Annotated in this window: 9 protein-coding genes, 1 pseudogene and 1 riboswitch; of the genes and pseudogenes, 9 read left to right on the forward strand and 1 reads right to left on the reverse strand. The window is 69.7% G+C overall.

Annotation, left to right across the window (positions count from 1 at the left end):
- The 3 genes and pseudogenes from V9U70_RS02285 to V9U70_RS02295 all read left to right on the forward strand — a co-directional run.
- A pseudogene (locus V9U70_RS02285) lies at positions 1-226 on the forward strand (aa3-type cytochrome oxidase subunit I); the annotation flags it as partial.
- The gene (locus V9U70_RS02290; protein ID WP_336672715.1) at positions 223-621 is read left to right on the forward strand and encodes a cytochrome c oxidase subunit 4; all 399 of its coding nucleotides are present in this window, start codon (positions 223-225) and stop codon (positions 619-621) included. The pseudogene V9U70_RS02285 and the gene V9U70_RS02290, both read left to right, overlap by 4 nt.
- Positions 622-747: 126 nt before the next feature.
- Positions 748-2,001: a L,D-transpeptidase gene (locus V9U70_RS02295; protein WP_336672716.1), complete on the forward strand. Its 1,254-nt coding sequence runs from the start codon at positions 748-750 to the stop codon at positions 1,999-2,001.
- 62 nt (positions 2,002-2,063) lie between these two features.
- Here V9U70_RS02295 and V9U70_RS02300 read toward each other — a convergent pair whose 3' ends face one another.
- Complete coding sequence (locus V9U70_RS02300; RefSeq protein WP_336672717.1) at positions 2,064-2,465, reverse strand: DNA-binding transcriptional response regulator; 402 nt, start codon at positions 2,463-2,465, stop codon at positions 2,064-2,066.
- Positions 2,466-2,664: 199 nt separating this feature from the next.
- On the opposite strand from V9U70_RS02300, the gene ctaE reads away from it, so the two are divergent.
- From ctaE to V9U70_RS02330, 6 genes are all read left to right on the forward strand, one after another.
- Positions 2,665-3,285, forward strand: coding sequence for an aa3-type cytochrome oxidase subunit III (gene ctaE, locus V9U70_RS02305; RefSeq protein WP_336672718.1), 621 nt, complete (start codon positions 2,665-2,667; stop codon positions 3,283-3,285).
- Positions 3,286-3,340: 55 nt separating this feature from the next.
- Complete coding sequence (gene qcrC, locus V9U70_RS02310; protein ID WP_336672719.1) at positions 3,341-4,150, forward strand: cytochrome bc1 complex diheme cytochrome c subunit; 810 nt, start codon at positions 3,341-3,343, stop codon at positions 4,148-4,150.
- Positions 4,147-5,199, forward strand: coding sequence for a cytochrome bc1 complex Rieske iron-sulfur subunit (gene qcrA / locus V9U70_RS02315; protein WP_336672720.1), 1,053 nt, complete (start codon positions 4,147-4,149; stop codon positions 5,197-5,199). The genes qcrC and qcrA overlap by 4 nt, the downstream gene beginning before the upstream one ends.
- Positions 5,196-6,842 (forward strand): cytochrome bc1 complex cytochrome b subunit, encoded by a 1,647-nt coding sequence (gene qcrB / locus V9U70_RS02320; RefSeq protein WP_336672721.1) that lies wholly within the window; start codon positions 5,196-5,198, stop codon positions 6,840-6,842. Before qcrA ends, qcrB begins: the two co-directional genes overlap by 4 nt.
- A gap of 137 nt (positions 6,843-6,979) precedes the next feature.
- The gene (gene trpD / locus V9U70_RS02325; protein ID WP_336672722.1) at positions 6,980-8,044 is read left to right on the forward strand and encodes an anthranilate phosphoribosyltransferase; all 1,065 of its coding nucleotides are present in this window, start codon (positions 6,980-6,982) and stop codon (positions 8,042-8,044) included.
- A gap of 95 nt (positions 8,045-8,139) precedes the next feature.
- A riboswitch (SAM riboswitch) is annotated at positions 8,140-8,257 on the forward strand.
- Positions 8,258-8,431: 174 nt separating this feature from the next.
- Complete coding sequence (locus tag V9U70_RS02330; protein ID WP_336672723.1) at positions 8,432-9,820, forward strand: aminotransferase class V-fold PLP-dependent enzyme; 1,389 nt, start codon at positions 8,432-8,434, stop codon at positions 9,818-9,820.
- Positions 9,821-9,832: the final 12 nt, after the last annotated feature.

Genomic DNA, 9,832 nt, shown 5'->3' on the forward strand with positions numbered 1-9,832 from the left:
GTACGGCAAGAAGATCGAGGTCGACGACCCCTGGGGCTACGGCCGTTCGCTGGAGTGGGCGACCTCCTGCCCGCCGCCGCGGCACAACTTCATCACGCTGCCGCGCATCCGTTCCGAATCCCCGGCGTTCGACCTGCACCACCCGGAGATCGCCGCGCTCGAACAGCTTGAGTACCACTCCGAGTCGGACAAGGCCCTCGCCGGCGGCAAGGAGGCAGGCAAGTGAAGATCCAGGGACAGATGTTCATCTGGCTGAGCGTCTTCATCCTCGCCGTGGCGGTCACGTACGGCGTGTGGTCCAAGGAGCCGGTCGGTACCACCGCCCTCTTCCTCGCCTTCGGGCTGTCCATCATGATCGGCTTCTACCTGGCCTTCACGGCCAACCGGGTCGACGCCATGGCCCAGGACAACAAGGAAGCGGACGTCGCCGACGAGGCGGGCGAGCTGGGGTTCTTCTCCCCGCACAGCTGGCAGCCGCTCTCCCTGGCGGTCGGCGGAGCCTTCGCCTTCATGGGCGTCGTCTTCGGCTGGTGGCTTCTCTACTTCTCCGCCCCCCTGCTCCTGATCGGCCTCTTCGGCTGGGTCTTCGAGTACTACCGGGGCGAGGACCGCACCCAGTGACCCCGCACCACCGGTGACACGCGCTACACCACGAAGGGCCCGCGACGCAGACAGCGACGCGGGCCCTTCGCCCGTTTGCCGTCGCTGAACGCGCTGGAACGGACGAACCTTCCTAGCGTGGACGGCATGAACCACACGCCGCGCATCCGCACCGTAGTGAGCTGCACCCTGCTGGTCGTGACCCTCGCCGCGGGTGCGACCGCCTGTGGCTCGCCCGAGGACCACCCGCTCTCCACGAAGCCGTACGACGCGAGCGACCAGATCTCCTTCAACGGCCCCGCGGAGGAGGAGAAGGCCGACCCCGACAAGCCCCTGGAAGTCACCGTCAAGGGCGACGACGGCCGAATCACCGACGTGAACGCCGTGGACACCGCGGGCCGGCATCTCGCGGGCGAGCTCTCCGCCGACGGCAGGCGCTGGCGCTCCACCGCCCCGCTCGCGGCCGGGACCGGATACACCGTCAGGGTCGCCACGGAGAACGCCGACGGCGCTCCCGGCGTCCGTACGCTCTCCTTCGACACCTCCTCGCCCAAGAAGCTGCTGAAGGTGGCGTTCGGCCCGCAGGCGGGCACCTACGGCGTCGGACAGCCCATCACGGCGGAGCTGAGCGTCCCGATCGCCGACAAGGCCGCCAGAGCCACCGTCGAGCGGGCGCTGAAGGTCCGCTCCACCCCGGCGGTGACCGGCTCCTGGTACTGGGTCGACGACAAGAACCTGCACTACCGCCCGAAGGAGTACTGGCCCGCCGACGCCACCGTCGAGGTCCGGTCCAACCTCGCGGGCATCAAGGTGACGAACGCCCTCTACGGGGCCGAGGCCAAGCCCCTGAAGATCACCACCGGGGACCGGATCGAGGCCGTCACCGACGCCTCGGACCACACCATGAGGGTCCTGCGCAACGGAGAAGTGATCAAGACCATTCCGGTGACCGCCGGCAAACCCGGCTTCTCCACCCGCAACGGCGTCAAGGTGGTGCTGGCCAAGGAGTACTACGTACGGATGCGCGGGGAGAGCATCGGCATCGCGGCCGGTTCCTCCGAGTCGTACGACCTGCCGGTCTACTACGCCACCCGGGTGACGTGGAGCGGCGAATACGTCCACGCCGCGCCCTGGTCCACCGGCTCCCACGGCTACGCCAACGTCAGCCACGGCTGCATCGGCATGAGCACCGGCAACGCCGAGTGGTTCTTCGACACCGTCCGCCAGGGCGACATCGTCAAGGTCGTCGGCAGTATGGGGGAGACCATGACCCCGTTCGACAACGGGCTCGGCGACTGGAACCTGTCATGGGAGAAGTGGCAGAAGGGCAGCGCCCTGCACCAGGGGGCGCCGGACAGCCCGCAGACGCTCCAGGCCGCCCGGCTGCGCCCCCAGGTCTGACCCGGCCGCGGGCGGGCGCCTCTCAGGACGGGGAACGCCCCTCAGAGGGCCCCAGGGGCCCCTCAGGCCTCCACGGCGAGCCGGCGGCGCAACAGTGCCGCCAGCGCGTCGGGGAACTCCACCGGGTCCACCGGGAGCGTCACAGCGGCCTCGGCGCGGCTCCAGGTGGCCAGCCAGGCGTCCTGCGGGCGGCCGATCAGCAGCAGCACCGGCGGGCACGCGAAGATCTCGTCCTTGATCTGCCGGCAGACGCCCATGCCGCCGATGGGGGCCGTCTCGCCGTCCAGGACGCAGACGTCGACGCCTCCCCCCTCCAGCGCCGCCAGGACGGCCGGGAGCGTCGCGCACTCCAGGAACTCGACCGGTGGAACGTCCTCGGCGGGCCTGCGGCCGGCTGCCAGCCGCACCTGCTCGCGGATGTTGGCGTCGTCGCTGTAGACCAGGACCGTGGCGGTCGCCTGCATTGTTCCTCCGTGACATCGACGTCGTCGGGGCTCTCGGGGCATGAACCGATGCGCGGATCGTACTCCGCCCGACTGGCTGTCAGCACCGGTGATGACCACGATTCGATGGGCCGTTCGGCGCAGCGCGGAACCCCGGCAGACGGCGCGGACACACCGAACGGCACCCCCCGGAGTGAGGGCGGGATAAGCGACCGACATAATGTCGGTCGTGGCGACAGCAACGACAGTAGAAACCGGGCACGCGCACCCGTCGGTCAATCGGCCGAACCTCACCAGCGTCGGGACCATCATCTGGTTGAGTTCCGAGCTGATGTTCTTCGCGGCCCTCTTCGCGATGTACTTCACCCTGCGATCGGTGACGGGACCCGAGTACTGGAAGGAGATGGCCGGCCATCTGAACTTCCCGTTCTCGGCGACGAACACCACGATCCTGGTGCTCTCCTCACTCACCTGCCAGCTCGGCGTCTTCGCCGCCGAGCGGGGCGATGTGAAGAAGCTCCGCACCTGGTTCATCATCACCTTCGTGATGGGTGCGATCTTCATCGGCGGCCAGGTGCTGGAGTACACCGAGCTGGTCAAGGACGCGGGGCTCTCCCTGTCGTCCGACCCGTACGGCTCGGTGTTCTACCTGACCACCGGCTTCCACGGTCTGCATGTGACCGGCGGTCTCATCGCCTTCCTGCTGGTTCTCGGCAGGACATACGCGGCCAAGAGGTTCACCCACGAGCAGGCCACCGCCGCCATCGTCGTGTCCTATTACTGGCACTTCGTCGATGTCGTGTGGATCGGTCTGTTCGCCACGATCTACATGATCAAGTAACCGGGCTCGCGCCCGCCCACCATCGACGCAGAAGATCCTGACACCGGGGTAATCCGTGAAAAAGCTCTCCGCACGACGACGCCATCCGCTGGCGGCGGTCGTCGTACTACTCCTCGCGCTGGCGGCTACCGGGGGGCTGTACGCAGCGTTTGCGCCTGCGGGCAAGGCGCAGGCCGACGAAACCGCCCAGTCCCTCGCGATCGACGAGGGCAAGAAGCTCTACGCCGTAGGCTGCGCCAGCTGCCACGGACCCGGCGGTGCAGGCACCACTGACGGGCCGTCCCTCGTGGGCGTGGGCGCTGCCGCCGTCGACTTCCAGGTCGGTACGGGCCGAATGCCCGCGCAGCAGCGTGGCGCCCAGGCGCCGAAGAAGCCGGTCGTCTACAGCCAGGCGGAGATCGACCAGCTGGCGGCGTACGTCGCGTCGCTCGGCGCCGGCCCGGCCATCCCGAGCGCCAAGCAGGTCGACCCCGCCGGCGCCGACACGGCCAACGGTGGGGCACTGTTCCGCAACAACTGCGCCCAGTGCCACAACTTCACCGGCAAGGGCGGCGCGCTGACCGACGGCAAGTACGCACCGGACCTCGAAGGCGTGAGCCCCAAGCACATCTACGAGGCCATGCAGACCGGCCCGCAGAGCATGCCCTCCTTCCCCGACACGATCATGCCGGAGCAGGAGAAGAAGGACATCATCGCGTACATCCAGGCCGTCAACGGCGAGGAGTCGGCGAGCCCCGGCGGTCTGTCCCTCGGCGGACTCGGCCCGGTCAGCGAAGGTCTGTTCGCGTGGATCTTCGGGCTCGGCGCGCTCGTCGCCGTTGCCGTCTGGGTCGCGGCCCACACCGCTAAGGCCAAGAAGTCATGAGTAGCCAACAGAATTCAGAAGACAACCTGCCCGCAGAGCAGGAGACCGCGCACGGCGCGGTGGGGGTCAAGGACGACCCGTTCGCCGACCCGGGACTGCCGGCCCACAAGCCGCGCATCCAGGACCTCGACGAACGCGCCGCGAACCGCTCGGAGCGGGCCGTCGCGTTCATGTTCATCCTCTCGATGCTGGCGACAGTGGGCTTCATCGCCTCCTACGTCATCTTCCCGGTGGACAAGATCGTCTACATCTGGCCCTTCGGCCATGTGAGCCCGCTCAACTTCTCCCTCGGGCTCACCCTGGGCTTCGCGCTCTTCTTCATCGGCGCGGGCGCCGTCCACTGGGCGCGCACCCTGATGTCCGACGTCGAGGTGGCCGACGACCGCCACGCGATCGAGGCCACGCCCGAGGTCAAGGCCCAGGTGCTCGCCGACTTCGCGGCCGGCGCCCAGGAGTCCGCGCTCGGCCGGCGCAAGCTGATCCGCAACACCATGTTCGGTGCGCTGGCGCTGGTGCCGCTCTCCGGTGTGGTCCTGCTGCGCGACCTCGGTCCGCTGCCGGAGAAGAAGCTGCGCTCCACCCTGTGGGCCAAGGGCAAGCTGCTCGTCAACATGAACACGATGGAGCCGCTGCGCCCGGAGCACGTGACGGTCGGCTCGCTGACCTTCGCCATGCCCGAGGGTCTGACCCAGGAAGCGCACGACTTCCAGTCGCAGATCGCCAAGGCCGCCCTGATGATCGTCCGCATCGAGCCGGACGACATCAAGGACAAGCAGGAGCGGGAGTGGGCCTACGAGGGCATCGTGGCCTTCTCCAAGATCTGCACCCACGTCGGCTGCCCGATCAGCCTGTACGAGCAGCAGACACACCACGTGCTCTGCCCGTGCCACCAGTCCACCTTCGACCTCTCCGACGGCGCCCGCGTCATCTTCGGTCCGGCCGGCCACCCCCTTCCGCAGCTGCGGATCGGCGTGAACAGCGAGGGCAACCTCGAGGCGCTCGGTGACTTCGACGAGCCCGTCGGCCCTTCCTTCTGGGAGCGCGGATGAGTACTGCGACAACGACCCCGCCCGCCGACCAGGCGGGCCAGCGCAAGGCGCCCGCGGGCGAGCGGGTCGCCGACTGGGCGGACGGCCGACTCGGCATCTACGGCCTGGCCAAGGCCAACATGCGCAAGATCTTCCCGGACCACTGGTCCTTCATGCTCGGTGAGGTCGCGCTCTACAGCTTCATCATCATCATCCTCACGGGTGTGTATCTGACGCTGTTCTTCCAGCCGAGCATGAACGAGATCGTCTACCACGGTCCGTACGAGCCCATGCAGGGCATCAAGATGTCGGAGGCCTACGCCTCCACCCTGGAGATCAGCTTCGAGGTCCGCGGCGGTCTGCTCGTCCGGCAGATCCACCACTGGGCCGCGCTGATCTTCCTGGCCGGCATGTTCGTGCACATGATGCGCGTCTTCTTCACGGGCGCCTACCGCAAGCCGCGCGAGATCAACTGGCTGTTCGGCTTCCTGCTGTTCGTGCTCGGCATGTTCACCGGATTCACCGGCTACTCCCTCCCGGACGACCTGCTCTCCGGTACGGGTGTCCGCTTCACCCAGGGTGCGATCCTGTCGGTGCCGATCGTCGGCACGTACATCTCGATGTTCCTGTTCGGCGGCGAGTTCCCCGGCCACGACTTCGTGGCCCGGTTCTACTCGATCCACATCCTGCTGCTGCCGGGCATCATGCTCGGTCTGCTGGTGGCCCACCTGATCCTGGTCTTCTACCACAAGCACACGCAGTTCGCGGGCCCCGGCCGCACCAACAAGAACGTCGTCGGCATGCCGCTGATGCCGGTCTACATGGCGAAGGCCGGCGGGTTCTTCTTCCTGGTCTTCGGCATCATCGCGATCATCTCGGCCATCGCCACGATCAACCCGATCTGGGCGCTCGGCCCGTACCGCCCGGACCAGGTGTCCACCGGCGCCCAGCCCGACTGGTACATGGGCTTCGCCGAGGGCCTCGTCCGTGTGATGCCCGGCTGGGAGATCGTCTTCTGGGGTCACACGCTCAACCTGGGCGTGTTCATCCCGCTGGTCGCCTTCGGCGGAGTGCTCGGCGCCATCGCGGTCTACCCGTTCATCGAGGCCTGGATCACCGGGGACAAGCGCGAGCACCACATCCTGGACCGCCCGCGCAACGCCCCGACCCGCACGGGCCTGGGCGCCGCCTGGATCACGGTGTACTTCGTCGGCCTCGTCGGCGGCGGCAACGACCTGTGGGCCACGCACTTCCACCTGTCGCTGAACGCCATCTCGTGGTTCGTCCGGATCGCCTTCTTCGCCGGACCGGTCGTCGTGTTCATCGTGACGAAGCGGATCTGCCTCGGCCTCCAGCGCCGCGACCGGGAGAAGGTGCTGCACGGTCGGGAGACCGGCATCATCAAGCGCCTGCCGCACGGTGAGTTCGTGGAGGTCCACGAGCCGCTCTCCCCGGAGAAGCTGCACACGCTCACCGCGCACGAGCAGTACAAGCCGCTCGAACTCGGCCCCGCGGTCGACGAGAACGGCGTCAAGCGCAAGATCTCCCCCGTGCAGAAGCTCCGCGCCAAGCTCAGCAAGGGGTACTACGGCGAGGGCAACCAGATCGCCAAGCCCACCGCACAGGAGTACAAGGAGATCACCGAGGGCGACGGCCACCACTGACCGTCCGAACCGGTCATCCGAACTGATCGCCACCGTGAGAGCCCCGTCCATTCGCTGGACGGGGCTCTTCGCGGTCCCCGCGGCTGGATAGGGTGGAGCCCATCCCGAGACCGGCCTGTGGACCCCTGGAGCGGACCATGAACGTTGTGACCCCGAACGGCGGCGACAGCGTGGCGGACCACTCCTGGCCCGGCCTGCTGAACCCCCTGCTGCGCGGCGAGGACCTCACCTCCGACGCGACGGCCTGGGCCATGGACCGCATCATGCGCGGCGAGGCCACCGACGCGCAGATCGCCGGGTTCGCCGTCGCGCTGCGGGCCAAGGGCGAGACCGTCGACGAGGTGACCGGACTCGTGCGCGCGATGTACGCGCACGCCAACACCATCCATGTGCCGGGCCGTACCGTCGACATCGTCGGTACGGGCGGCGACCTCGCCAAGACCGTCAACATCTCGACCATGTCCGCGATCGTCATCGCCGGCACCGGCGCCAAGGTGGTCAAGCACGGCAACCGCGCCGCCTCCTCCGCGAGCGGCTCCTCCGACGTGCTGGAGAAGCTCGGGGTCAACCTGGAGCTGACCCCGCAGCGGGTCGTCGAGGTCGCGGAGCGTGCGGGCATCACCTTCTGCTTCGCCGTGAGGTTCCACCCCGCCCTCCGTTACGCCGCCAAGGCCCGCAAGGAGCTGGGGGCGCAGACCACGTTCAACATCCTGGGCCCCCTCACCAACCCGGCTCAGGTGCGTGCCCAGGCCGTCGGTGTGGCCGACGCCCGGATGGCGCCGATCGTCGCGGGCGTCCTCGCCGACCGGGGCAACTCCGCGCTGGTCTTCCGCGGCGACGACGGGCTCGACGAGCTGACCACCACCGCGACCTCGCGGGTCTGGGTGGTCCGCGACGGCACGGTCCGCGAGGAGCCGTTCGACCCGCGCGAGGTCGGGCTGCCCATCGTCCCGGTCGAAGCGCTGCGGGGCGCCGACGCCTCGTACAACGCCGACGTCGCACGGCGGCTGCTGGACGGCGAGGGCGGTGCGGTCCGCGAGGCGGTGCTGCTCAACTCGGCGGCGGCGCTGGTCGCCCTGGACCCCGCTCCCGGCACGCTGGCCGAGCAGATCGCGGCGAAGATGCTCGTGGCGGCGGAGGCCGTCGACTCCGGCGCGGCCAAGCGGACCCTGGAGCGCTGGGTGGCGGCCAGCAACGCCTGAAGCGCCCCTCGGCGCACACGATGTGAGGAAGGGCGCAGTCCGGTATCCGGACTGCGCCCTTGCGTGTGCGCCCGCATATGGCAGGATGCTGCGCAGGTCATGAGTGACAGCGACTACGGCCCCGGCCCGCTGTCCGGCAACCCTCCGTCCGTGGCGGGGTGCCCCGGGTGAAGACCAGGCCGCAGGCAGCGAGGTCTGCGGCAAGCGCGGGCCCCTCGGCGTCCAGTGGACGCCAGCCCCCGGGGTCCTGGTCCCTAGGGAGCCTCTTGTGAGCAAGCGAATGCGCTAGGGCTGTCGCCCTTCTTCCGCGCCCTTTCCTCCTTCACCCCTGCGCTGCCGCGTACCCGCCGGCGCACGGATCTCGCCTGCCTGTCACGGGAGTTCGTCATGTCCGTCTCCACCGCTGCCACCCCCGCCGCCCTCGCCCCGCCGGCCGACGCCCCGCTGCCCGTCCTGGGCCGTGACGTGTCCGTTCCGCTCGTCACCGGCGGGGAGGTCGCCTACGCCGCCCTCGACTACGCCGCCAGCGCCCCGGCCCTCCAGCGGGTCTGGGACGACGTGGCCGCCTACGCCCCGTACTACGGCAGCGTCCACCGCGGCGCCGGATACCTCTCGCAGCTCTCCACCGACCTCTTCGAGAGCAGCCGCCGCACCATCGCCGCGTTCCTCGGCTGCCGCGCGGACGACCAGGTGGTCTTCACCCGCTCGACGACCGACTCCCTCAACCTGCTGGCCGCGGCGCTCCCGGCCGACTGCCAGGTGTTCGTCTACGAGACCGAGCACCACGCGTCCCTGCTGCCCTGGCGCGACGCCCAGGTCGCCTACCTCGACGCGCCGCGCACCCCGGCGCGGGCCGTGGAGATCCTGGAGCGGGCCCTCGCCGACCGCGACCCCCACGGGCCGGCCCTGGTCTGCGTCACCGGCGCCTCCAACGTGACCGGCGAGCTGTGGCCGGTGAAGGAGCTGGCCGCCGCCGCCCACGCGCACGGCGCCCGGATCGTCCTGGACGCCGCCCAGCTCGCCCCGCACCACCCGGTGGACATCACCGAACTGGACGTCGACTGGGTCGCGTTCTCCGGTCACAAGCTGTACGCGCCCTTCGGCTCGGGTGTCCTCGCCGGCCGCGCCGACTGGCTCAGGGCCGCCGAGCCCTACCTCGCGGGCGGCGGCGCCTCCCGCACGGTCGCCCGTCGGGCCGACGGAGGGGTGGACGTGGACTGGCACACCACGGCCGCCCGCCACGAGGCCGGGTCGCCCAACGTCATCGGCGTCCACTCCATCGCCTCCGCCTGCAAGGCCCTGACGGAGGCGGGCTTCGACCGTCTGGTCGCCCGGGAGCAGGAGCTGGTGAGCCGGGTCCGCGTGGGGCTCGCCGAGGTGCCCGAGGTGCGGGTGCTGTCGCTGTTCGGCGACGACGCGCCGCGGGTCGGCGTCCTCTCCTTCGTGGTGCGCGGCTGGAACAGCTCACACTTCGCCGCCGCCCTCTCCGCCGAGTACGGCATCGGCGTGCGCGACGGCCTCTTCTGCGCCCACCCGCTGGTGCGCACCCTCCTCGGCGGCGACCCGCAGGAGGCGGGGGAGTGCGGCGCCCCGGAGAGCGGGCCGGGCGAGAGGCCCCTGAACGCCATCCGGGTGAGCTTCGGCGCGGGGACGCCCGACGAGCACATCGAGCGGTTCCTGCGCGCGGTCGGCGAGCTGGTCCGAGGCGGCGCCCGGTGGACCTACCGCACCGAGGACGGCCGCTGCGTCCCGGACCGGGGCGCGGCCCAGGTCTGACGGGTCGGTGGG

Source organism: Streptomyces pratensis, assembly GCF_037137275.1.
Lineage (GTDB): Bacteria > Actinomycetota > Actinomycetes > Streptomycetales > Streptomycetaceae > Streptomyces > Streptomyces pratensis_B.

What these genes read in the sequence shown, in the direction of transcription:
- V9U70_RS02295 (WP_336672716.1), top strand. Translation starts at nt 748, where the DNA reads ATGAACCACACGCCGCGCATCCGCACCGTAGTGAGCTGCACCCTGCTG.
- V9U70_RS02300 (WP_336672717.1), bottom strand. Translation starts at nt 2,465, where the DNA reads ATGCAGGCGACCGCCACGGTCCTGGTCTACAGCGACGACGCCAACATC.
- ctaE (WP_336672718.1), top strand. Translation starts at nt 2,665, where the DNA reads ATGTCGGTCGTGGCGACAGCAACGACAGTAGAAACCGGGCACGCGCAC.
- qcrA (WP_336672720.1), top strand. Translation starts at nt 4,147, where the DNA reads ATGAGTAGCCAACAGAATTCAGAAGACAACCTGCCCGCAGAGCAGGAG.
- qcrB (WP_336672721.1), top strand. Translation starts at nt 5,196, where the DNA reads ATGAGTACTGCGACAACGACCCCGCCCGCCGACCAGGCGGGCCAGCGC.
- trpD (WP_336672722.1), top strand. Translation starts at nt 6,980, where the DNA reads ATGAACGTTGTGACCCCGAACGGCGGCGACAGCGTGGCGGACCACTCC.
- V9U70_RS02330 (WP_336672723.1), top strand. Translation starts at nt 8,432, where the DNA reads ATGTCCGTCTCCACCGCTGCCACCCCCGCCGCCCTCGCCCCGCCGGCC.